This window comes from Streptomyces sp. NPDC093149, assembly GCF_044754145.1.
Taxonomy (GTDB): Bacteria; Actinomycetota; Actinomycetes; order Streptomycetales; family Streptomycetaceae; genus Streptomyces.
In genome coordinates this window covers 48384-71796 of record NZ_JBIVON010000002.1, presented here as the reverse complement: position 1 = coordinate 71796, position 23413 = coordinate 48384, and the positions used below count along the sequence as shown (strand labels likewise).

Sequence of the window (23413 nt, the reverse complement as noted above, 5' to 3'; positions counted from 1 at the left end):
TCGGACGGTCATGATCGCACCTCGCCCGCACACGACGCGGCCGAGCCGGGGCTCGGCGGGGCGGGCGCCGGCCGGATGCGGGCCGGATGCGGGCCGGCGAAGGTATACCGTCCCTCCGCCGCCCCGGACCCGTGCCGCTCCGGCCTTTGTCCCGCCGTCCCTTTGTCCCGCCGCCGTCCGGACCGCTTCCATGATCCGCCGTCCCATGATCCGCCGTCCCGTGATCCGCCGTTCCGTGATCCGCCGTTCCGTGATCCGTCTTCCGGACGCCTGGATCAGGCGTGCCCCGCCATGAGCGACGCGTCGGGTTCCGGCAGCCAGCTCCCCTCGGGACGCACCATCCAGCCCTCCTCGGAACCCAGTCGGGCCGCGGCTTCGCGCAGGGCGTCGAGGCCGGGGTGACGCAGCCCCTTGCGCCAGACCAGCAGGAGCGGGGAGATCGGTACGGGCCGGACCAGCGGACGCATCACGGTGCCCGGCAACGGCGGAAAGTCGACCATGCACAGCACCGGATACCCCGACTTGGCCGTGACCCGTTGGAATTCGGCCACACCGATCGCGAGCGGTACGGGTGGTGCCAGTTCGATCCCCCACTCGGCGAAGAGCAGCCGGGCGAGGTCCGTCCACTCCGTGGTGCGCGGGTTCCCGGCGCCCGCGTAGACGGTCTCACCGGCCAGGTCGTCCAGCGCGACGGCCTCACGCGCGGCAAGACGGTGATCGACCGGGAGCAGCACGGCCATCGGCTCGTACCGCACCGGCTGGAGGCCGAGCCGGGCCCGGACCGCGGGGTCGAGTCCGGCGGCCCGGCCGAAGGAGACATCGATCCGACCGGCGAGGATCTCCCCGGCGGCCCAGGTGAGTCCGCTCTCGAAGCGCGCCATCAGCTCGCACCCCGGAGCCAGTTCCCGCGCGCGGGCGAGGACCCGGGCGGCCGTCATGCCGTCGGTGTTGAGGTCGACGAAGAGCGGCCGGGCAGCGGGGTCGGTGAAGGCCGCGGCAAGATCGGCGTGCGCCTCCAGCACCCGCCGGGCGTACGGGAGGAGCCGTTCGCCGTCGGCGGTGAGGGAGACCTGCCGCGTGGTCCGTACGAACAGCTCCGCACCCAGTTCGCGTTCCAGGCGGCGGATGTCCCGGCTCAGCGCCTGCTGGGCGAGGTAGAGCCGGGCCGCGGCACGGGTGAAGTGCAGTTCCTCGGCCACGGCGACAAAGGCACGGAGCAGCCGGGCGTCGGTATGGGGATGCGTCGGGGCGCCCATGTCGGCGGAGGAAGCCATGGCGAGAATTTACAACAGAGGTGCGTCAATCGGTACGGAGAAGGTGTTGGACCGCGTGGGCCGCGCGCACCGAGGGTTGAGCCATGCCGTACGAGAGAACCCCGTCCGCCGCCCCCCTGCTCGCCGTCTCCGGAGACCTGCTGGTCATCGCCCCGCGTGCGACAGCCCCCGCCCGGCCCGCGTCCGCCAATCCCTACCGCAGGCTGCTCGCCACCCCGGGCGCGCGTGCGTTCACGGCCGGTAACCTTCTCGCCCGGGTGCCCATGGGTATGTTCAGCGTCAGCGCGGTGATCATGATCGCCGGTTCGCACGGCTCCTACGCCCTGGCCGGTGCCGTCACCGCGACCGGTCTCGCCGCGACGGCGGTGGTCGCACCCTGGACGGCCCGGCTCGTCGACCGGTACGGGCAGGCCAGGGTCGCCGTGCCCGCCACCGCGATCGCCGCTCTCGGGTCGATCGCCCTGCTGCTCTGTGTGCACTACGGCGCCCCGGTCTGGACGCTCTTCGCCTCCTACGCCGCGACCGCCACCACCCCCAACACCGGCGGGATGTCCCGAGCCCGCTGGGCCCATCTGCACCGGGGCGACCCGGCCGCCCTGCACACCGCGAACTCCTTCGAACAGGCCGTCGACGAGCTCTGCTTCATGCTCGGCCCGGCCCTCGCCGCCCTGCTGTGCGCGGCACTCTTCCCGGAGGCCGGAACACTCGTCGGGGCGATCCTGCTGATGACCGGCGTGCTGATCTTCGCCGCCCAGCGCGCCACCGAACCGCCGGTGGCGCCCCGTACCCACGCGGGTTCCCCGCTCCGCGCCTCCGGCATGCCGGCCCTGCTCGCCGCCTTCCTGGCCACCGGAGCGGTCTTCGGCGCGATGGAGGTCGTCACGATCGCCCACGCCGGGGGTGCGATCCTGGCCCTCCAGGCAGCCGGATCATGCGTGGCGGGGCTGTGGTACGGATCACTTCGCCCGGCCGCGGACATCCGGCGCCGGCTGCTGGGCTGCCTGGCGGGCATGACGGCGCTGATGTCCCTGCCGCTGCTCGCCGCCTCCGCGACCGATTCGCTGCTCGCCCTCGCCGGCGCACTGCTGCTGGCCGGTGCCGCCACCGCCCCCACCATGGTCACCGGGATGACGCTGGTGCAACGCCTCACCCCCGAGGGCCAGTTGAACGAGGGCATGACCCTTGCCGTGACCGCACTGCTGGGCGGGATCGCCGTGGGGTCGGCGACCGGCGGCTGGATGGTGGAGCACACGGGGCAGGTGACCGGCTATGCCGTACCGATGTGCGCGGCGGGGCTGGCGCTGATCGTCGCGGGGGCCGGGGTCCGCGCCCCCCGGAGCTGACGCCGGGCGGCAGAACTCCGGGCACAAGAACGAGGACCCCGTCGCCGGTGGGCAACGGGGTCCTCGTTCACATGGGAATTGTGGAGATGGCGGGAATCGAACCCGCGTCCAACGGTGCAGAATCAGGGCTTCTCCGTGTGCAGTCCGCTGCGATTTTCTCGGCCCCGGAGATCACGCGAACAAGTCTCCGACGGGCTCAGTCACTGTTTGATTTCCTTCCAGGCCCCGTGACCGGGTCTAGAAGTTTAGATCCCTTGATGATGCCAGGATCCGGGTCGGGATCACCCCCGGGCTGACACTTCGCAAGTCGCTACTTAGGCAGCGAGGGCGAAGGAATCGCGCTTGGTGTTGGCGATTATTGGTTGCGACATATGGTTTACGAGATCATTGCCGCTTCCTCGACACGCTTCCCCTGCTTCGACATCCGCTGTCGAAACCGATCATCCCCATGTTGTTTTTTCAATGTATGCACCCGCTGTGGAGTGCAGTGCCATCGTACGTGACCAACGCACGACGATGCCAGCCTATTCCTGCGAGCCGCCGCCGGCTCCGCACGCACGCTCGCGGCTACGCGCTGCGCTGGCGCCGGCGCGCTGCCGAGATCGCACGGTTGGTCTCCCGCAGGTCCTGCTTCTCGCGCAGGGTCTGCCGCTTGTCGTACTCCTTCTTGCCCTTGGCGAGCGCGATCTCGACCTTCACCCGGCCGTCCTTGAAGTACAGCGCGAGCGGCACGATCGTGTGCCCCGTCTCGCCGGACTTCGACTCCAGCTTGTCGATCTCCGCCCGGTGCATCAGCAGCTTGCGCTTCCGCTTGGCCGAGTGGTTGGTCCAGGTCCCCTGCACGTACTCCGGGACGTGGATGTTGTGCAGCCATGCCTCGCCGCCGTCGATCTGGACGAAGCCGTCCACGAGCGAGGCCCGGCCCAGCCGCAGCGATTTGACCTCGGTGCCCATGAGTACGAGACCGCACTCGTAGGTGTCGAGGATGTGGTAGTCGTGCCGCGCCTTCTTGTTCTGCGCGATGAGCTTGCGCCCGGTGTCCTTTTCCTTAGCCATAGTGCGGCCATTTTCGCACTACGACCCACCCCCGAGGCCACTCAATACTGTCTCGGCCCGCCGCTCGGCCCCGGAGCCGACCGCGAGGTCCGGGGTGATGCCGCGGCCGTCGACCCCTCGGCCCGCCGGGGTGCGGTAGTGGCCGACGGTCAGCTCGGCCACCGAACCGCCCGGGAGCTTGCTGGGCATCTGCACCGAACCCTTGCCGAAGGTGCGCGATCCGACGGTGACGGCACGGCCCCGGTCCTGGAGCGCGCCGGTGAGGAGCTCGGCCGCGCTCATCGTGCCGCCGTCCACGAGGACGACGAGGGGGCGGACGGTGTCGCCGCCCGGCTGCGCGTAGAGCGCGCGCTGCTCGCCGTGCACGTCGTACGTGGCGACCAGGCCGCCGTCCAGGAACGCGGAGGCGGCGGTGACGGCCTCGCTGACCAGGCCGCCGGAGTTGCCCCGGAGATCGAGGAGCACCCCGGCGCGCGCCGGTGCGTCCCGGACCGCGTCACGGACCTTCGCGCCCGAGCCCCTGGTGAACGAGTCGACCTCGATCAGCACAGCTGCGGAGGGATCGGAACGGCCCGGTCCGATCCGTCGCACGGTGACGGCCTCGGTGGTGAGTTCGGCCCGCCGCAAGGTCTCGGTCCGCAACGCGGCTCCCCGCTGGACCCCCAGGACGACGGTGGTGCCGACGGCCGCCTCCGTACGGTCTCCGCGCAGCAGGGCGACGACCTCGGAGACGGGGCGCTTGTCGACCCGACGGCCGTCGACGGTACGGAGCAGGTCACCCGGCTCGATGCCGGCCCGCTCGGCGGGGCCGCCGGGCTGGACCCGGGCCACCTCGACCAGTCCGTCGGCGGAGCGCTTGGCGGAGATCCCGACGCCGGTGTACGAACCGTCGAGGGCCTGCTCGAACTCCTCGTACTGCCGCTCGTCATAGACCGCGCCCCAGCGGTCGCCGCTGCGGCTGACGGCTTCCTCGGCCGCCTTCTTGCCGGACTTGCCGTCGGCAACGGCCCGCGCGGCGGCGGCGGCCACCTCGTCGCCGTCGAGGGTGGCGGCGACGGAACGGGTCACCGGCTCCGAGGACTTCGCACCGTCGCGCGGCAGGGAGTCGGTGGCCGCGGCGGTGGCCAGCACGCTCGCGAAGACCAAGGTCAGGGCCGCCCCGCGGCGCACACCGCGGGGCCCGAAACACTGCGTGGGACCCGACATGGCGTCGAGTCTAGGACAACGCCCCTGCGGCGCACGGCCGGTTGACCGTGCACCGCAGGGGCGCTTGTCACACCTTCAGGTACTTGCGGAGCGCGAAGAGAGCGGCAACGGCGGGCATCAGCAGACCGATCGCCAGGACCAGGGGCAGCTTGGTGAAGACCGCGTCCCAGCCGATGAAGTCGATCAGATTGAGCTTGCTCTGCAGCGCCAGGCCACCGTCGATCAGGAAGTACCGGCCGGCCAGCAGCATGACGCAGGCGAGCACGCCGCCGAGAAGTCCGGCGAACGCGGCCTCCATGATGAACGGCATCTGGATGTAGAAGCCGGAGGCGCCGACGAGCCGCATGATGCCGGTTTCACGCCGTCGGCTGAACGCGGACACCCGGACGGTGTTGACGATCAGCATCAACGCGATGACCAGCATCAGCGCCATCACGAAGAGGGCGGCCACGTTCATGCCGTTCATCAGCTGGAAGAGGTTGTCCAGGATGGATCTCTGGTCCTGGACGGACTGCACTCCGTCGCGGCCGGCGAAGGCGGTGGCGACGACCTTGTACTTCTTCGGGTCGTGGAGCTTGACCCGGAACGACTCCTGCATCTGGTCCGGCGTGATGTTGCTCGCCATGGGCGAGTCGCCGAACTGCTGCTGGTAGTGCTTGTACGCCTGGTCGGCCGACTCGTACGTGACCGTCTGGACCGCGTCCATCTTGTGGAGATCGGCCTCGATCTCCTTCTTCTGCTCCGTGGTGACGGCACCCTTGGCGCACTTGGGCGTGGAGGTCACATCGCTCTTGCTGCAGAGGAAGATCGAGACGTTGACCTTGTCGTACCAGTAGTCCTTCATCGTGCTGACCTGCTCGCGCATGAGCAGCGCGCCGCCGAACAGGGCGAGCGAGAGGGCGACGGAGACGACGACGGCGAAGGTCATCGTGAGGTTGCGACGGAGGCCGACGCCGATCTCCGACAGGACGAACTGGGCGCGCATGGCGTCCTTTCAGTGCTCGATGCTCAGTGCTGGTAGCCGTAGACGCCGCGGGCCTGGTCGCGTACGAGACGGCCCTTCTCCAGCTCGATGACGCGCTTGCGCATCTGGTCGACGATGTTCTGGTCGTGGGTCGCCATGATCACGGTGGTACCGGTGCGGTTGATCCGGTCCAGCAGCTTCATGATGCCCACGGAGGTCTGCGGGTCGAGGTTGCCGGTCGGTTCGTCCGCGATCAGCAGCATGGGGCGGTTCACGAACGCCCGCGCGATCGCCACTCGCTGCTGCTCACCACCGGAGAGTTCGCCGGGCATCCGGTCCTCCTTGCCGCCGAGGCCGACCAGGTCGAGAACCTGTGGCACCGCCTTGCGGATCTCACCGCGCGGCTTGCCGATGACCTCCTGCGCGAACGCCACGTTCTCCGCGACGGTCTTGTTGGGGAGGAGGCGGAAGTCCTGGAACACCGTGCCCAGCTGGCGGCGCATGTGCGGCACCTTCCAGTTGGACATGCGCGCGAGGTCCTTGCCCAGAACATGAACCATGCCCTGACTGGCGCGCTCTTCACGGAGGATGAGTCGCATGAAGGTGGACTTGCCGGAGCCGGAGGAGCCCACCAGGAAGACGAACTCGCCCTTCTCGATATCGAGAGACACATCCCGTAGAGCGGGACGGCTCTGCTTCGGGTAGGTCTTGGAGACGTTGTCGAATCGGATCACGGATGCACCACGGTCGGCCGGGAGTAGGTGTGCGTGACCATACGCGAAGCGGACTGAGGCGTGCAGGCGCGCGTCCGGGGATGGGTGTTTTATGGCGGAACGGCACCGGTCGACAGCGAGGCCGAAGCAGTACAGATCGGGCGATGTCCGGCGGGCCGCGCCGAAATCCGCGCGAGCTGGCACAGTGGGAGGGGGAACGGATGCGTTTCCATGAGCGTTGTGCGGAGTGAAGGCGTATGCGGCTCCGCCGCGCGGGAGGAGGAAAGCGCATGACCTATGACCGACTGGTGTGCGCAAACTGCGCGGCGCCCGTGAACGAGGGCCGCTGCCCCGTGTGCCGGGCCAGCCGTGAGCGGCTGCAGCAGGAACAAGGGCAGGGAATCTTCGCGGGACTGAGCCCCGTGACGCTGGTGGCCCTGCTCGTGGTGCTGCTGGGGGCGCTGGCACTGCTGGCGCACCAGAGCGTCTAGCACCGGAGCGCGCGGTCGAGGCCGTCCGCCCGTGAGGGCGTGTATGTGTACGCGGAGGGGCCCGGGATGCCTGTCGGCATCCCGGGCCCCTCTGTGCGCACCTGGCCCTTAGGCGACCGTACGGCCGTTCATCAGGCGCGGCAGGATCCGGAAGCCGACGCCTCCGGCGATCATCGTCGCGGCGCCGACCAGCAGGAACGTGGTCTCGGCGGCACCGGTCTCGGCGAGCTCGTCCTTGCCCTTGCCCTGCTCGACCGGCTGGTTGCCCGCCGAGTCGGGGGTGGTGTTGTCCGCGCACTTCGCACCGTCGAGGTCGACGGTGCAGGTGTTGGTGTCGCCACCGGTGGTGCCGGAGGAGGCGTTACCGGAGGTACCGCCGTTGCCGGAGGTACCGCCGTTACCGGAAGTGCCACCGTTACCGGAGGTACCACCGTTACCGGAGGTGCCGCCCTGGTGGCCCGCGCCACCCTGGTCACCGGCACCACCCTGGTTGCCCGCGCCACCCTGGTTGCCCGCGCCACCCTGGTCACCGGCGCCACCCTGGTTGCCCGCGCCACCCTGGTCACCGGCGCCACCCTGGTTGCCCGCGCCACCCTGGTCACCGGCACCACCCTGGTTGCCCGCGCCACCCTGGTCACCGGCACCACCCTGGTCGCCCGCGCCACCCTGGTCACCGGCACCACCCTGGTCGCCCGCGCCACCCTGGTCACCAGCGCCACCCTGGTTGCCCGCGCCACCCTGGTCACCGGCACCACCCTGGTCGCCCGCGCCACCCTGGTCGCCACCCTGCGTGGTGCCGCCCTGGTCGACGCCGCCCGGGTCGCCGCCCTCGGTGCCGCCCTGGGACTCGCCCGACGGCCCGTTGAGGCCGGCGTCGATCCCCAGACCGGATTCGTCGACGTGAGCGTTGGCCGACAGCCCGGCAACGTCGACGCCGACGGCCGATGCCACTCCGGCAGCGGTGAGCGAGGCGCCCGCGGCGATCACCGCACCCGCGGCTATCCGCGCGACGCGTACTCGCGTCTTCTTGGTCATCTGCTGCTACCCCCAGTAGCTGTTCTCGTCAGTGGAGCAGCCATATGCGGGCCCCGGCTCTGCGGGGTTCGCTCCGAACGGCGCCACATCGAGTCGTGGCCATACCGCCCGCCCCCGTTCACACCCGTCCCAGACATACGCATGCTGCCCTAGCACCCTGTCCAGAGTTAAGGACTACGTCAAGGCCGTTCCGGGCAATGTGAGCCGGTTTGCTCGCAGTTGACCGTCATTCAGAATCACGACTGTGACGCACTCGCCACGGCGTCTGCGCAACTCGGAGGCCCAACTCCCTTTCGGAGCAGCTCCGTACCGCCCCCGACGAAAACGGTGGTGCCGGAACCCTCGGGGATTCCGGCACCACCGCAAGAAACAGAGGCAAGAAACAGAGGCAAGAAACAGAGGCGAGGAACAGGACAGGAACAGGCCCCTGCGGCCCGCCTACTTCTCCCGCTGCTTGCGCCAGCGGATGCCCGCCTCCAGGAAGCCGTCGATCTCGCCGTTGAAGACCGCTTCCGGGTTGCCCATCTCGAACTCCGTACGCAGGTCCTTGACCATCTGGTACGGGTGCAGGACGTACGACCGCATCTGGTTGCCCCAGGAGTTGCCGCCGTCGCCCTTGAGGGCGTCCATCTTGGCCTGCTCCTCCTGGCGGCGGCGCTCAAGGAGCTTCGCCTGGAGGACGTTCATCGCGGACGCCTTGTTCTGGATCTGCGAGCGCTCGTTCTGGCAGGAGACGACGATGCCGGTCGGGAGGTGGGTCAGGCGCACCGCGGAGTCCGTGGTGTTGACGCCCTGACCGCCCGGACCCGACGAGCGGTACACGTCGACGCGGAGCTCGGACTCGTCGATCTCGATGTGGTCGGTCTGCTCGACCACGGGCAGCACCTCGACACCCGCGAAGGACGTCTGGCGACGGCCCTGGTTGTCGAAGGGCGAGATCCGGACGAGCCGGTGGGTGCCCTGCTCGACGGAGAGCGTGCCGTAGGCGTACGGCACCTGGACGGCGAAGGTGGTCGACTTGATGCCGGCCTCTTCCGCGTACGACGTCTCGTAGACCTCGGTCTTGTAGCCGTGCCGCTCGGCCCAGCGGATGTACATGCGCTGGAGCTTCTCGGCGAAGTCGGCGGCGTCGACGCCACCGGCCTCGGCCCGGATGTTGACCAGGGCCTCGCGGGCGTCGTACTCGCCGGAGAGGAGCGTACGGACCTCCATCTCGTCCAGCGCCTTCCTGACCGACTCCAGCTCGGACTCGGCCTCGGCGAGGGCATCGGCGTCGCCCTCGTCCTGGGCGAGCTCGAAGAGGACCTCAAGATCGTCGATCCGGCCGCGGAGGGCCTCGGTCTTGCGGACCTCGGCCTGGAGGTGCGAAAGCTTGCTGGTGATTTTCTGCGCCGCCTCCGGGTCGTCCCAGAGGGAGGGCGCGGCCGCCTGCTCCTCAAGCGCGGCGATGTCCGCCCTCAGCGCATCCAGGTCCAGGACGGCCTCGATCGACCCCATGGTCGAGGAGAGGGACTTCAGCTCTTCGGAAATATCGACGACTGCCACGGGTCCAGCGTAACGGCTGTCGGCGCGGACATTCCTCGGGCCGCATGATCACGACTCGGCGACCGGGTGCGCGGAGCGTCCGCGGCCCCTGCCGCCGAGGGCCGCCGAGGGCGCCGCCCGGCTCCGGAAACCGTCGGGAACCGCCCCGTGGGGGCGCTCCGGTCAGGGCGTTCCCGGCGCCGAGTTCTTCGTGTCCTGTGCGGGCGCGTTCGTGCCGTCGTCGCCCAGCGCCAGCCAGCCGCCGATGCCGAGGGCGACCACCAGCACCAGCGCCGCGGCGCCCAGCGTCAGACGGCGCTTGCGGACCGCCGCGGACTTGTTGCGGGCCGAGCCGGGTCGGGGCCTGCCCGGAGCACGCGGGGCCCTGGCCGTGCCCCGGGGACCGCCGGAGAGTTCGTCGGGGGCCGGGACACGCATGCTCGTGTGGGTGTCGCGGTTGGAGTCGGTGGACGATCCGGGGACCAGCGGGACCGCGCCGCGGCGGCGGGGCTCCTCGGGCGGGGTGTACTGCTGCTCGTCGTACGTCCGGGGCTCCGGTTCGGCGTCCGGCTCGTCCACGTCGAGCGGCGGGATGCCGGCCAGCTGCGGGAGCTGCTCGCGCAGCCGGGCCGCCAGCTCGGAGGCGCGCAGCCGGGAGGCCGGGGCCTTGGCCAGGCACTGGACCAGGAGCTGCCAGAGCTCCTCGGGGATGCCCGGGAGCGGGACGACCGTCTCCGTGACGTGGCGGCGCAGGACCGCGCCGGGGTGTCCGCCGCCGAAGGGCGTGAAGCCGGCGAGGAGTTCGTACAGGACCGTGGCGAGGGCGTAGATGTCCACAGCGGCACGGGGCGGGAGGCCCTCGACTATCTCGGGGGCCAGATAGTCCGGCGTGCCGATGATCTTGCTGGCCTTGGTGCGGCGCGGGGTGTCGATCAGTTTGGCCACGCCGAAGTCGGTGAGCAGCGCGGGGTGCGAGCCGCCGGGGCCGAGCGGGCCCTCCATGTCGAGCAGGATGTTCTCCGGCTTGACGTCACGGTGGACCACCCCGGCGGCGTGCGCGGCGGCCAGGCCGTCGGCGACGTCCGCGATGATCGCGACGGCGGCCTCGGGGGCGAGGCGGCGTTCACGGTCGAGGCGGGTGCGCAGGTCCGTGCCGCGGACCAGGTTCATGACCAGTGCCAGGTCGTTGCCGTCCACCACGAGGTCGCGGACGGCGACGACATGGGGATGGTCCAGTCCGAGCAGCGCGGTGCGCTCCTGGACGAAGCGGCCCACGAGCTCCTGATCGGACGCGAGGTCCTCGCGGAGCAGCTTGATGGCCACCGGGCCCTCGGGCCCCTCGCCGAGCCACACCGTGCCGGCGCTGCCGCGCCCCAGGATCTGGTGGGCGGTGTACCGGCTGCCGATATTCCGTGCCAAGACTGCTCCCTCAGCGGCTGGCGATGGACCGTCGCTCATGACCCCCGGTCGACAAAGTTACGCGTCGATCGGGGTGTTGAGTGCCCGGGATGGCGCCAACCCTCACTTCTGCGGGCGAAATGAGATGGAAACTGGCCCGCAGAAGTCGATTTGGCTACAGAGTTGATGATGCGTCGGCTGCTCAGGAACCGCTGCTGCCGCTGCTCCCGCCACCCAGCTTCGAGACCCAGTCGGTCACGGTGGAGACGGTGTCACTGATCGCCTGCCAGTAGCTCTTGCCCTGGCCGATCCAGTCCTGCAGCGGGGTCAGTTCCCAGATCAGCCAGCCCGCGACGAAGAGCAGGACCAGCGTGAACAGGCAGCCCTTGAGGCAGCCGAGTCCGGGGATCCTCATCGGGTTGGCGCTGCGCTGCCTGGGCTCGCGGGGCTGCCTCGGGGCAGGCTGCTGGGGCGGCGGCGGCTGCGGGGGCGCGTACTGCTGCCGCTGGTACTGCTGTTGGGGCTGGTGCTGCTGTTGGGGCTGGTGCTGCGGCTGATACTGCTGCCGCTGGGGCTGGGGGTACTGCTGCTGCGGCTGCTGGTACTGCTGCGGCTGCTGTCGTTGCTGCGGCTGGGGCCGCTGGGGGCGGCGGCGCAGCGGGTCCTGGTTCGGGTCGAGGTGCTGGACCTGTGTCTGCTCGTTGCGGTCGCGGGCCGCCTGGAGCTGGGACTGCCAGGGGTGCGGGTCCTCGGACTGCGGAGCGCCGTCCGGGCGCGGCGGTACGGGCGGCATGACCGAGGTCGGGTCGGCGTGCCCGCCCGGGCCCTGACCGGGGGCGTGCTGCATGACGCTGGTCGCGGCGTTCGGATCGTACGAGCCCGCGTTGCTCGGCAGCACCTGCGTCGGGTCGGCCGCGCCGGGCGTCTGCGGAACGGCCGCGGGCGCCGGGTCGGGTGCGAGCAGGGCGCCCACGCCGTCGGCCGCGGCGATCTGGGCGGAACTGGCGTGCACGCCGATCCCGTCCGCGACGACGCGCAGGCCGCGGGCCAGGTTCTCGGCGCTGGGCCGCCGGTCGGGGTCCTTGCTCAAGCAGCGCTCTATGACCGTCCACAGCGGGGCCGGGACGGTGGTGGGGCGGCGGGGCTCCTCGCTGAGGTGCCGGTGCAGGACTTCGAGAGCGGTGCCGCCGGAGAACGGCGGGCGGCCGGTGACCAGCTCGTACAGCAGGATGCCGGCGCCGTAGATGTCGACGGCGGAGGTCTGCGGGCGGCCCTCGGCGGACTCGGGCGCCACATAGGCGGGCGTGCCGACGAACTCATGGGTGCGGGTGAGGCCCGGGGAGTCGGCCAGTCGCGCGATGCCGAAGTCGGTGAGCATCGGGCGCATCCGGCCGTCGCGCTCGTCGAGCAGGACGTTGGCGGGCTTCAGGTCGCGGTGGACGACGCCGTCGGCGTGGCTGGCGGCGAGCGCGTCCGCGATCTGGGCGGTGAGCAGCGCGGCGGCGACCGGGGTGAGCGGGCCGTTCTCGCGGAGGTAGCGGTGCAGGTCGGGGCCGTCGACCAGATCCATGACGAGGGCGAGGAGATCGCCCTCGACGACCAGGTCCCGGGTGCGCACGATGTTCTCGTGGGTGAGCCGGAGCAGCACGGAGCGCTCGCGCAGGAATCGCATCACGACGTCCGCGTCGTTGGCGAGCTCCTCCTTCAGGACCTTGATCGCCACGGTCTCGCCGGGCTGGCCGGCCACGGCCGCCTCGGCGCCTGCGGCCTCCCGCTGGCGGGCACGCCAGACGGTGCCCGTGGCGCCGCGTCCCAGCGGCTCCTCGAGCAGGTACTTGCTGCCTACCGGCCGCACGTCATGCGCTCCCTGCTGATCGTGGTGCTTGCGGTGCTCCCGGATCGGCCCGGGAGTTCCGGCCCACTCTAGGGCCTGTCGTCAAACTGCCGTCGCCGCCCGGAGGGCTGCCGTGCGGCGCCCGGCCCGCACGACGGACCGCGGTCCGGGCGCGGGACTGCCGGCGGGGTCGAACCGGTCCGCCCGGTGATCGTCGCCGGTTGCGCCCATCGGGCCCGGATGTCTCCCGGGGAGATATCGGACCGGTCGCGGAACAAGACGCTCACATCGGGCCGATGGTTGCCGCACACCAGTACGACGAATCGTTTCGGACACTCTCCCGGAACAGTTCCGTCGCGGAGAACCTTCCAAGCAGGCACTTATGGGCGCACAGCAGACGTTTCAAGATCACTTAGCGGTGACCCCCGGGCGTGTTGTCAGTGGCAGGTGCGAGGATGCCTACAGCACGGGACTGTGGGGTCGGGAGCCCTGCGGCACGTGACGAACCTGTACCGGACGACGCGTCCGTGTCGGGTGGGGGGAATCACAGGGCTTCTCCCCTGCCCGGCGCCCCGCGCAGAAGGGACCGCTGACGGCGATGCAGATCCGGCTGACCGTCCTCGCGCCGCGCAGCGGCCAGACCCCGGCGCGCGCCTGCGACGTGCTGGTCACCGCCCCGTCGGGGACGGCGCTCGCCACGGTGGCGTCCCCCCTGGCCGCGGCGGTCTCCGGGCCCGACGGCTCGCTCGGCAGCGGTGCGGTGGTGCTGTTCGCCGGGCGCGAGCGGCTGGACGCGCAGCGGTGCGCGCTGGGTGAGCCCCCGCTGGTCGACGGAGCGGTGCTCTCGCTCCAGGTCCCGGGCGAGGACGAGGTGGCGGACGACGCCGTGCCGGCGCAGCTGCACGTGGTCGCGGGGCCCGACGCGGGCGGCGTCCATCTGCTGCACGGCGGCCGGGTCCGGATCGGCCGCTCCGCCGACGCGGACGTCCCGCTCGACGACCCCGACGTGTCCCGGCTGCACTGCGCGGTGACGGTCTCGGCGGACGGCCTGGTCTCGGTCGCGGACCTGGGCTCCACCAACGGCACCCTGCTCGACGGCGCGGAGGTCCGCGACCGCCCGGTCCGCCTGGATCCCGGCGCGCTGCTGCGGCTCGGCGAGTCCACGCTCCGGCTGACCTCCGGCGCCCGTACGCCGACGCTGGCGACGGCCCCGGACGGCGAGGGGCACCTTCGGGTCTCCGGCACGGCGGGCACGGCCGGCGCCGACGGCGACCCCGAGGCGTACGGCTCCGGTCACGCGTACGCCCGGTCCGTCTCCCCCGGCTCCGGGCCCGCCCCCCAGGAAGGGGCCGACGACCCTCACGCGTACGGAGGCGGTGACGGCGGGCACACCGACGCCCGCCGCCGGTCCCCCGCCGAGCGCTCCCCCCGGTCCGCGGGCGAGGAGTCGCCCCGGCGGGGCGGGATAGGCGCCTGGGCCCGCAGACTCGCGGGCAACAAGGGCGAGCCGGTCCACGAGGCGACACCCGACGGGACGGGGGAGGCAGGGCCGCCGTATCCGTCCACCGACCCGCTGGCGCCACCGGGGTCCGCCGCGTCGAGCGCCTGGCCCGACCCCGCGGCCGTGCTGCTGACCGCGCTCGGCCCCGGCCCCCGGCTCTGGGAACGCGGCGCCGCGCACCCGGAGGCGCTCGTGGTGCGCCTGGGCACGACGGACCGGGCCGGGCTTCCCGCCGTGCCGGTGACCGTCGGGCTGCGGGAGGCCGGTTCCCTCGGGCTCGCCGGGCCGCGGACGCGGCTGGCCGGACTCGCCCGCTCGACGGTGGCGCAGCTCGCCGCGCTGCACTCCCCCGCCGATCTGGAGATCGTGCTGATCAGCACGGACCGCGCGCGCGGCGCGGACGAGCGCAGGCGCGAGTGGGCCTGGCTGGGCTGGCTGCCCCATCTGCGGCCGATGCACGGCCAGGACTGCCGGCTGCTCCTCGCGTACGACCGCGAGCAGGCCGTCGCCCGTACGACGGAGCTGTCGCGCCGGCTGGACGAGGGGCCGCTCGGGCCCGGCTGGGCAAGCCTGGACCGGAGCACGGTCGCCGAGGCCGCCGGGCAGTACACCGGGCCCCACACCGTGGTGATCGTCGACGGCGACCCCGGTTCGGCGGCGCTGCGCGAGACCACCGCCCGGCTGGCCGCCGCGGGCTCGGCAGCCGGAATCCATCTGATCTGTCTGGCGGAGACCCCGGCCGCCACGCCCACCTCACCGGTCGCGGCGACGTACGAGGCCGCCTGCCACGCCTCGATCGCGTTCCGCGAGTGCGGGGCGGTGGCGATGCTGAGCGGCGATGTGGCGACGGCCCTGCGACTGCTGCGTACCGCGGACGGCCGGGCCGCGGGCCGTGGCACGGTCGCCACGGTGGACGCGGTGTCGGCGCACTGGGCCGAGCGGTTCGGCCGGGCACTGGCCCCGCTGCGCGCGGAGGGGTCGGCCAGGTCCCACGGCCGGCCCGCGTCGGCCGCGCTCCCGCCGACCGCCCGGCTGCTGGACGAGCTGGGCCTGGCGCGCGCCACCCCGGCCTCCCTGATGGCCCGCTGGGCCTCCACCGCGGACGACCAGCCCGGCGCCACGGTCCGCGGTTCCGGCCGCTGGACGGGCGGGCCGGGAGGTGCGGCCGGTGGCGGCAGGGAGGCGGACGCCCGCGGACCGGGCCGTACGGAGCACCCGCGCGGCGCGACCCCCCGCGTGGGCGCCCAGCGCTCGGCGCCGGACGGTGTGGGCGGATACGGCCCCGGTCAGGGCCGCACCCCGTATCCCGGCAGCGACACCGCCACGCACGTCGGCACACCGGGCCACGGCCTGGCGCGCGACGAAACCCACGACACCCGTGGCTCCGGGCGCACCCCGTACCCCGGCGCCGCCGCCCCCCGGGGCGGCGGCGGCCCCTACGCCGGACCGCCCGGGGACACTCCGGGCTCCCGCACCGTCGCCGGGTCGGAGTTCCATGGCGGTGGAGATGCCCAGAGGGCCGACGGTCCCCGTTCCGCCGGGTCCGCGCACACCCCGAACCGGGTGAGCGGACCGCGCGGTGGCGACACGCCCCGGATCGCGGCGCGGACCGCCGAGGGCGCGGCGCCGGCCGGACGTGCCGCCGTGGCCGCGGACACCGGCACGGGCACGCCCGCCGCCGCCCCCGCCGAAGGCACCGCCGTCGTGGCCGCCGGGCGGCCGTTCGTGGTGCTCGGGGCCGGTCCCCGGGGCCCGGTCGGTGTGGACCTCGCGGAGGAGGGCCCCCATCTCCTCATCGAGGGGCCGCCCGGCAGCGGACGTACGGAGCTGTTGCGGGCCGTCGCCGCCTCACTGGCCGCGGCCGCCCGCCCCGACCTGCTGGGCATACTGCTGGTCGACGGCGCCGGGGGCGAGCGCGGCGAGAGCCTCGGCCCGTGCGCCGAACTCCCGCACGCGTTCGCCCACCTCGTGGCCTCCGACCCGTTGCGGATGCGCGAGTTCGCGCAGGCGCTGGGCGGTGAGCTGAAACGGCGGGCCGAGCTGCTCGGTTCGTACGACTTCACCGAGTGGCACCACCGGCACGAGGCGGCGCGGCGGATGGTCGGTCAGCGTCCGCCGACGGCCGCCGAGCAGCGGGGCGACGTGGACTCGGCGATGAGCGGGACGCTCCGGCTGCGGCCCGCTGCGGCGCGGTCCGCAGCCGGGCCTTCCCCGCTGCCCCGGCTCGTCGTCCTGGTCGACGACTTCGACGCGCTGGTCGCCCCGGCGCTCGGCAGTCCCGGCCGGCCGGCCGCCGGTTCGGTCGTGCGGGCCCTGGAGGCCGTGGCCCGGGAGGGCGGCCGGCTCGGCGTCCACCTGGTCGCGACATCCGCCCGCCCGGACCGCACGGAGGACACGGACCTGACCCACGGGGCCCGGCTGCGCATCGTGCTGGACGCGCCGGTCGTCCCGCCCTCGCCGGAGGACCCGGCGCCCGGTCGTGGCCGCCTCGGTCATCCGGACGGACGGGTGACGCCGTTCCAGGGCGGCCGGGTGACGGGACGCATCCCGCGTACGGCGACGCTGCGCCCCACCGTCGTGCCGCTGGAGTGGGAGCGGATGGGCGATCCGCCCACCCGGCGCCCCGTCCGGGAGCTGGGCAACGGCCCGACGGACCTGGCGCTGCTCGCCAGTGCGCTGGAGCGGGCGGCCCGGTCCGTCGAAGCGGAGCCGATAGCCCCGTTCGGGCCCGTACGCACCTGAGTCCGCCTGGTCCGTACATGCACTGACATGACGTCACGAGCCCATTACGATCAAGGAGTTGACGCAGGGAGCGGTATTGCGGCCCCCGTGCACCGGGCGTAGGACTGTGCGCACACGACGATGTGAGAGACGGGGAAGCTATGCGCACAACCCTTCGGATCAGCAGGGCCGCCGTGGTGTTCAGCGCCATCGGCGCACTGGCCCTCACCGGTTGCAGCGACGACGGTGGCAGCGGAAAGGGCAAGCCGGAAAAGAGCTCCGGGAACGGCAAGGGGGGCTCGTCGAGCGTCGCCCTGCCGAAACTGGACGGCGAGAAGCTCTCGGTCGCGGCGGTCTGGACCGGAGCCGAGCAGGCCAACTTCGTCAAGGTCCTCAAGGAGTTCGAGAACCGCACGGGGGCGACGGTCACCTTCGTCCCGGCCCAGGACCCGATCGTCAACTTCCTCGGTACGAAGATCGCGGGAGGTCAGCCGCCGGACGTCGCGATGATCCCGCAGGTCGGCGCGATCCAGCAGGCCGCGCAGAAGAAGTGGGCCAAGCCGGTCGGCCCCGAGGCCAAGGCCGAGCTGGACAAGAACTACTCGAAGGTCTGGCAGGACCTCGGCACGGTGGACGGCACCCAGTACGGCGTCTACTTCAAGGCCGCCAACAAGTCCCTGATCTGGTACAACGCCAAGGCGTTCGAGAACGCGGGCGCGTCCGAGCCGAAGACCTGGAAGGACTTCCTGGCGACGGCCGAGGCGGTCTCCGCCTCGGGTGTCACCCCGGTCTCGGTCGGTGGCGCGGACGGCTGGACGCTCACCGACTGGTTCGAGAACATCTATCTCTCCCAGGCGGGCCCGGAGAAGTACGACCAGCTGGCCCAGCACAAGATCAAGTGGACGGACCCCTCCGTCAAGGACGCGCTGACCACGCTCGCGCAGCTCTTCGGCAAGCCGTCACTGATCGCAGGCGGCGCCGACGGCGCGCTGCAGACGGAGTTCCCGGCCTCGGTCACCCAGACCTTCACCGGCGGAGACCAGCCGAAGGCCGCGATGGTCTACGAGGGCGACTTCGTGGCCGTCAACATCGCGCAGACGAAGGCGAAGATCGGGACGGACGCCAAGGTGTTCCCGTTCCCGGCGGTCGGCGCCGAATCCCCCGTCGTGACGGGCGGCGACGCGGCGGTGGCCCTGAAGGACGGCAAGGGCGCCCAGGCCCTGCTGACCTGGCTGGCCTCGACCGACGCGGCGAAGATCATGGCCGAACAGGGCGGGTTCATCTCGCCGAACAAGGCCCTGGACGCCGCCGCGTATCCGAACGAGGTGCAGCGCACGATGGCGAAGGCGCTGATCTCGGCGGGTGACGCGGTCCGGTTCGACATGTCCGACCAGGCCCCGCAGTCCTTCGGCGGGACGCCCGGGAAGGGCGAGTGGAAGACCCTCCAGGACTTCCTGAAGAACCCGAAGGACATCGCGGGGACCCAGGCGAAGCTGGAGTCCGACGCGGCCAAGGCGTACAAGAGCTGACGGGATGACGACAGCCGCAGCGGGGGGCGCCGACGCGGTGCCCCCCGCCGACAAGCATCCCTCCGGACAGCCGTCGGTACCCGCGCCCAGGAAGCCGTCCGACGCCCCGGCCGGTGGCCCGGGGCGCGGACGCAGGAGTGTGACCGGCACCCGCCGGATCATCGCCGCGCTCTTCCTGGCGCCCGCGCTGGTACTGCTCGGCGCGCTCGTGGTCTATCCGATCGTGTACTCCGTGTACCGGTCGTTCTTCGACCAGGCGGGTACGGGCTTCGCCGGATTCGACAACTACAAGGCGCTGTTCACCGACGACACCATCCGTACGGCGATCAAGAACAACGCGATCTGGGTCGTGTTCGCGCCGACGGTCTCCACGGCCCTCGGGCTGATCTTCGCGGTGCTGACGGAACGGATCCGCTGGGGTACGGCGTTCAAACTGATCGTCTTCATGCCGATGGCGATCTCCATGCTCGCCGCCGGCATCATCTTCCGGCTGGTGTACGACCAGGCCCCGGAGCGCGGGGTCGCCAACGCCGTATGGGTGGGTGTGCACGACACGTTCGCCGAGTCGGCGAGCTATCCGAAGGCACATCCGCTGCCCGTCCATCCGCTCAAGGCGGGCGGCGGCGGCTCGTTCGTCACCAAGGCGCCGGTACGGGCCGGACAGCCGGTCCGACTGCCGCTGGTCGGTGTGGCACCGGCGAAGATGCCGACGGACGCGAAGCCGGCGAAGGCCGCCGCGGCGGAATCCGGGAAGATCACCGGCACCGCGTGGCTGGACTTCACCAAGGGCGGCGGCGGCAGACCGAATGTCATCGACGCCAAGGAGCTGGGGCTCAAGGGCATCAAGGTCGAGGCGGTCAAGGACGGCAAGGTGGTCGCCTCGGCGACCGCGGGCGCGGACGGCACGTTCACCCTGCCCGCCTCCGCCGACGGCGCCGAGCTCCGGTTGCCCGCGTCGAACTTCAAGGAGCCGTACAACGGGGTCGAGTGGCTCGGCCCGACGCTCGTCACACCGGCGATCATCGGCTCCTACGTCTGGATGTGGGCCGGGTTCGCGATGGTGCTGATCGCCGCGGGCCTGGCCGGACTGCCGCGTGAACTCCTCGAAGCGGCCCGGGTGGACGGCGCGAACGAATGGCAGGTGTTCCGCCGGATCACGGTGCCGATGCTCGCGCCCGTTCTCTCGGTGGTGCTGGTCACGCTGATGATCAACGTCCTGAAGGTCTTCGACCTGGTCTTCATCATCTCACCGGGCTCCTCGCTGGCCGACGCGAACGTGCTGGCGCTCCAGCTCTACCGCTCCTCGTTCGGCACGGACGCCGACCTCGGGATCGGCAGCGCCATCGCCGTACTCCTGCTGCTGCTGGTACTCCCGGTGATGTACGTCAACATCCGCCGGATCCGGAAGGAGGGGCGCCGATGACGACAGCCTCGGCCACGACCGCGAGCACGACGGCCGGTACCGCACCGGTGAAGGCCGAACGGTCCCTCGGAGCACGCATCGCCGCCCGCGCCGGAGGCGGTGTGATGCGGGTCTTCCTCATCCTGGTGGGTCTGTTCTGGCTGATGCCGACCGTCGGGCTGCTGCTCTCCTCGCTGCGCGGCGCGGACGACATCGCGTCGAGCGGCTGGTGGAAGATCTTCACGGCCCCCTCCCAGCTCACCTTCGACAACTACTCCCGGCTGCTCGACAATTCGACCATCACCCACTCCCTCCTCAGCACGGTCCTGATCACCGTCCCGGCGACCGTCCTGGTCGTCGTGATCGGGTCACTGGCCGGATACGCCTTCGCCTGGATGGACTTCCCCGGTCGCGACTGGTGGTTCCTCGTGGTCGTGGCGCTGTTGGTGGTGCCGGTCCAGGTGGCTCTGGTCCCGGTGTCCAAGCTCTTCGGCGCGGTCGGGATCTTCGAGACGACCTTCGGCGTGGTCATCTTCCACACGGCCTTCGGTCTGCCCTTCGCGATCTTCCTGCTGCGGAACTTCTTCGCGGAGATCCCGAGGGAACTGCTGGAGGCGGCCCGGCTCGACGGAGCGGGTGAGATCCGGCTCTTCACCCGGGTCGTGATGCCGCTCGGCGGTCCGGCGATCGCCTCTCTGGGAATCTTCCAGTTCCTCTGGGTGTGGAACGACATGCTGGTCGCGCTGATCTTCGCGGACTCCGGCTCCCCGCCGATCACCGTGGCCCTGCAGCAGCAGGTGCGGCAGTTCGGCAACAACATCGATGTGCTGGCGCCCGGCGCCTTCGTGTCGATGGTGATTCCGCTGGCGGTCTTCTTCGCCTTCCAGCGCCAGTTCGTCTCCGGCGTGATGGCGGGCGCGGTGAAGTAGTACGTCGCACAGTCGTACGTCAACACGGGGTGGTCCTGTTCACCGCAACAGGGCCACCCCACCTGCACTTTCACAGGTTTGCCACGTTTTGACGTAACTCCGTCACTCCATCGGCCGTTTGCGGACCGCCCGCCCGCGCTGCGAACGACCCATGGATGTGTTGTGCCCCGGTTCAGTGTCATCGTGCCCGCGTACCGGGTTCAGGCGTATCTGCACGAGAGCCTGGACTCGGTGCTGACCCAGTCGTTCGAGGACTTCGAGCTCATCGCGGTGGACGACTGCTCACCCGATGCCTGTGGCGCCGTCATCGACGAGTTCGCGGCCCGCGACGGCCGGGTGCGGGCCCTGCACCTGCCGGAGAACGTGGGCCTGGGCCGGGCCCGGAACGCCGGGATCGCGCAGGCCACCGGCGACTACCTGATCTTCCTGGACAGCGACGACACCCTCGCCCCCGGCGCACTGCGGGCCGTCGCCGAACGGATCGAGGAGACCGGGGAACCCGACGTCCTGGTCTACGACTACGCCCGTACGTACTGGACGGGCGAGAGCGTGCGCAACACCTTCGCCGAGCACCTCTCCCAGACCGGCCCCGCCACCTTCACGCTCGCCGACCGGCCGGGGCTGCTGAAGGTCCTGATGGTCGTCTGGAACAAGGCGTACCGCCGCGAGTTCGTCGAGGCCGAGAAGTTCGCCTTCCCGTCCGGTTACTACGAGGACACTCCCTGGACCTACCCGGTGCTGATGGCCGCCCGCTCGATCGCGGTACTCGACCGGGTGTGCGTCGGCTACCGGCAGCGGCGCCAGGGCAACATCCTGGCCACCACCAGCCGCAAGCACTTCGACATCTTCGAACAGTACGACCGGGTCTTCGCGTTCATCGACTCCCACCCCCGGCTCGCGCCCTGGCGGCCGGTGATCCACCGCAGGATGCTCGACCACTTCTGCACGGTGTTCACCACCCGGGGCAGGCTGCCGCGCGGCAGCCACGCCGAGTTCTTCCGCCGTGCCCGCGCCCACTGCGGCCGCTACCGCATCCCCGGCGCCCCCGCCCCGCACCGCGCCCGGCTGCGCCACGGCCTGATCCGGCTGGGCGCGCGCCGAACCTACCGCGCGCTGTGGGCGGCGCAACTGCTGCACAGACGGCTGCGGAGGGTCACCGCGGCCGTCCGCCGGGTACTGCGGGCCGGCGCCCTCCAGGCCTACTACCGCGTCCAGTTGCGGCTGCCCGTCCAGAGGGACCGGGCGGTGTTCGCCGCGTACTGGCACCGCGGCTACACCTGCAGCCCGGCGGCGATCGAGGCGAAGGCCCGCGAGCTGGTCCCCGGCCTGCGGACCGCCTGGATCTGCCGCCCCGAGGACGCGCACACCGTGCCCACCGGGACGCGCAGCATCGCCCCCGGGACGTACGGCTACTGGCGGGCGCTGGCCCGCTCCGGCTATCTGGTGAACAACGTCAACTTCGACCGGCGGCTGGTCAAGCGGCGCGGCCAGGTGCTGCTCCAGACCCACCACGGCACCCCGCTCAAGACCATGGGGCTGGACCTTCAGAACCGCCCGGCGGCGGCCCGCGGGACCGATTTCGGCCAGTTGCTCGCCAACGTCGACAAGTGGGACTTCTCCCTCTCCGCGAACCGGCACTCCACCCTCGTCTGGGAGAAGGCCTATCCGTCGGCCTCCGCGAGCTGTGCGACGCTGGAGTACGGCTCTCCGCGCAATGACATCTACCAGCGGGCCACCGCCGACGACGTGACGCGGCTGCGCGAGTCGATCGGCGTCCCCGAGGGCACCCTGGCCCTGCTGTACGCGCCCACGCACCGCGACTACCGGCGCGATCAGCACTCCGTGCTCGATCTGGCACGCGTGGCGCGGGCCCTCGGTCCGGGCTTCGTCATCCTGGCGCGCGCCCACTACTCGTACGGGGCCCAGCCGGTCCGCGAGCCGCATCCGCGGGTCGTCGACGTCAGCGGCCACCCGTCCGTCGAGGCCCTCGCGCTCGCCTCCGACGCGCTGATCACGGACTACTCGTCGCTGATGTTCGACTACGCCAATCTGGACCGGCCCGTCGTCATCCACTGCGGCGACCGCGAGGCGTACGAAGCGGCCCGCGGCACCTACTTCGATCTGCACTCCTGCCCGCCCGGCGCGATCGCGTACAGCGAGGCCGAGCTGCTGGACGTCTTCACGACCGGCCACTGGTGCGGCGCGCACGCCACCCAGCGGCGCGAGGCGTTCCGGGAGCGCTTCTGTCCGTACGACGACGGGCACGCGGCGGAGCGGGTGGTGCGCCGGGTGTTCCTGGGCGAGACGGCCGTGCATCCGCCGGTGATCCCTCCGGCGCTGCGGCGGCCCGCACCGGCGGCGGGCGACCCGGCACGCGTCCCGGTCCCTGCCCGCGCCGCGCTCCCCGGGGACCGGCAGGCCTCCACGGGCCTCGGTCTCGCCGGGGCGCGGCCCACCAACCTCCCCTGACCGCGCCCCTCCCCGTACCCCGTG

General features: G+C 71.6%; 16 protein-coding genes and 1 other RNA gene. 7 read left to right on the top strand and 10 right to left on the bottom strand.

What is annotated here, in order from left to right; translation table 11 throughout:
- Positions 1-275 precede the first annotated feature (275 nt).
- Positions 276-1274: a LysR family transcriptional regulator gene (locus ACIQCZ_RS06845; protein ID WP_402280329.1), complete on the bottom strand. Its 999-nt coding sequence runs from the start codon at positions 1272-1274 to the stop codon at positions 276-278.
- A gap of 83 nt (positions 1275-1357) precedes the next feature.
- On the opposite strand from ACIQCZ_RS06845, the gene ACIQCZ_RS06840 reads away from it, so the two are divergent.
- Complete coding sequence (locus ACIQCZ_RS06840) at positions 1358-2617, top strand: MFS transporter (protein WP_402280327.1); 1260 nt, start codon at positions 1358-1360, stop codon at positions 2615-2617.
- A 78-nt stretch (positions 2618-2695) separates the two neighbouring features.
- On the opposite strand, the gene ssrA is transcribed toward ACIQCZ_RS06840, so the two are convergent.
- From ssrA to ftsE, 5 genes are all read right to left on the bottom strand, one after another.
- Positions 2696-3065, bottom strand: a transfer-messenger RNA (tmRNA) gene (ssrA, locus tag ACIQCZ_RS06835).
- A 119-nt stretch (positions 3066-3184) separates the two neighbouring features.
- Entirely contained in the window at positions 3185-3673 is a 489-nt protein-coding gene (gene smpB, locus ACIQCZ_RS06830) for an SsrA-binding protein SmpB (protein WP_351073540.1), read from the bottom strand.
- Between the two features lie 18 nt (positions 3674-3691).
- Positions 3692-4879 carry a S41 family peptidase gene (locus ACIQCZ_RS06825; protein WP_402280325.1) on the bottom strand — a complete coding sequence of 396 codons (1188 nt, stop codon included), beginning with the start codon at positions 4877-4879 and terminating at the stop codon, positions 3692-3694.
- Between the two features lie 67 nt (positions 4880-4946).
- Complete coding sequence (ftsX, locus tag ACIQCZ_RS06820; protein WP_376223121.1) at positions 4947-5864, bottom strand: permease-like cell division protein FtsX; 918 nt, start codon at positions 5862-5864, stop codon at positions 4947-4949.
- A 23-nt stretch (positions 5865-5887) separates the two neighbouring features.
- Positions 5888-6577, bottom strand: a complete 690-nt coding sequence (gene ftsE / locus ACIQCZ_RS06815) for a cell division ATP-binding protein FtsE (protein ID WP_148018939.1) — start codon at positions 6575-6577, stop codon at positions 5888-5890.
- Positions 6578-6846: 269 nt separating this feature from the next.
- Here ftsE and ACIQCZ_RS06810 point away from each other — a divergent pair, with 269 nt between their 5' ends.
- Positions 6847-7047 carry a hypothetical protein gene (locus ACIQCZ_RS06810; RefSeq protein ID WP_351073547.1) on the top strand — a complete coding sequence of 67 codons (201 nt, stop codon included), beginning with the start codon at positions 6847-6849 and terminating at the stop codon, positions 7045-7047.
- Positions 7048-7155: 108 nt separating this feature from the next.
- Here ACIQCZ_RS06810 and ACIQCZ_RS06805 read toward each other — a convergent pair whose 3' ends face one another.
- From ACIQCZ_RS06805 to ACIQCZ_RS06790, 4 genes are all read right to left on the bottom strand, one after another.
- The gene (locus ACIQCZ_RS06805; RefSeq protein WP_402280322.1) at positions 7156-8082 is read right to left on the bottom strand and encodes a hypothetical protein; all 927 of its coding nucleotides are present in this window, start codon (positions 8080-8082) and stop codon (positions 7156-7158) included.
- 438 nt (positions 8083-8520) lie between these two features.
- Positions 8521-9627, bottom strand: coding sequence for a peptide chain release factor 2 (gene prfB / locus ACIQCZ_RS06800; RefSeq protein WP_072489181.1), 1107 nt, complete (start codon positions 9625-9627; stop codon positions 8521-8523).
- Between the two features lie 162 nt (positions 9628-9789).
- Complete coding sequence (locus ACIQCZ_RS06795; RefSeq protein WP_402280320.1) at positions 9790-11025, bottom strand: serine/threonine-protein kinase; 1236 nt, start codon at positions 11023-11025, stop codon at positions 9790-9792.
- A gap of 181 nt (positions 11026-11206) precedes the next feature.
- Complete coding sequence (locus ACIQCZ_RS06790; RefSeq protein WP_402280318.1) at positions 11207-12859, bottom strand: protein kinase; 1653 nt, start codon at positions 12857-12859, stop codon at positions 11207-11209.
- A gap of 577 nt (positions 12860-13436) precedes the next feature.
- On the opposite strand from ACIQCZ_RS06790, the gene ACIQCZ_RS06785 reads away from it, so the two are divergent.
- The 5 genes from ACIQCZ_RS06785 to ACIQCZ_RS06765 all read left to right on the top strand — a co-directional run bounded on the left by ACIQCZ_RS06785 (position 13437) and on the right by ACIQCZ_RS06765 (position 23389).
- Positions 13437-17081 carry an FtsK/SpoIIIE domain-containing protein gene (locus ACIQCZ_RS06785; RefSeq protein WP_402280317.1) on the top strand — a complete coding sequence of 1215 codons (3645 nt, stop codon included), beginning with the start codon at positions 13437-13439 and terminating at the stop codon, positions 17079-17081.
- 140 nt (positions 17082-17221) lie between these two features.
- On the top strand, positions 17222-18589 hold the full coding sequence (locus ACIQCZ_RS06780; protein WP_402280315.1) for an ABC transporter substrate-binding protein: 1368 nt from the start codon (positions 17222-17224) through the stop codon (positions 18587-18589).
- Between the two features lie 139 nt (positions 18590-18728).
- The gene (locus ACIQCZ_RS06775) at positions 18729-20012 is read left to right on the top strand and encodes a carbohydrate ABC transporter permease (protein WP_402281242.1); all 1284 of its coding nucleotides are present in this window, start codon (positions 18729-18731) and stop codon (positions 20010-20012) included.
- Entirely contained in the window at positions 20009-20920 is a 912-nt protein-coding gene (locus tag ACIQCZ_RS06770; protein WP_402280313.1) for a carbohydrate ABC transporter permease, read from the top strand. Before ACIQCZ_RS06775 ends, ACIQCZ_RS06770 begins: the two co-directional genes overlap by 4 nt.
- Positions 20921-21082: 162 nt before the next feature.
- On the top strand, positions 21083-23389 hold the full coding sequence (locus ACIQCZ_RS06765) for a CDP-glycerol glycerophosphotransferase family protein (RefSeq protein ID WP_402280312.1): 2307 nt from the start codon (positions 21083-21085) through the stop codon (positions 23387-23389).
- Positions 23390-23413 lie beyond the last annotated feature (24 nt).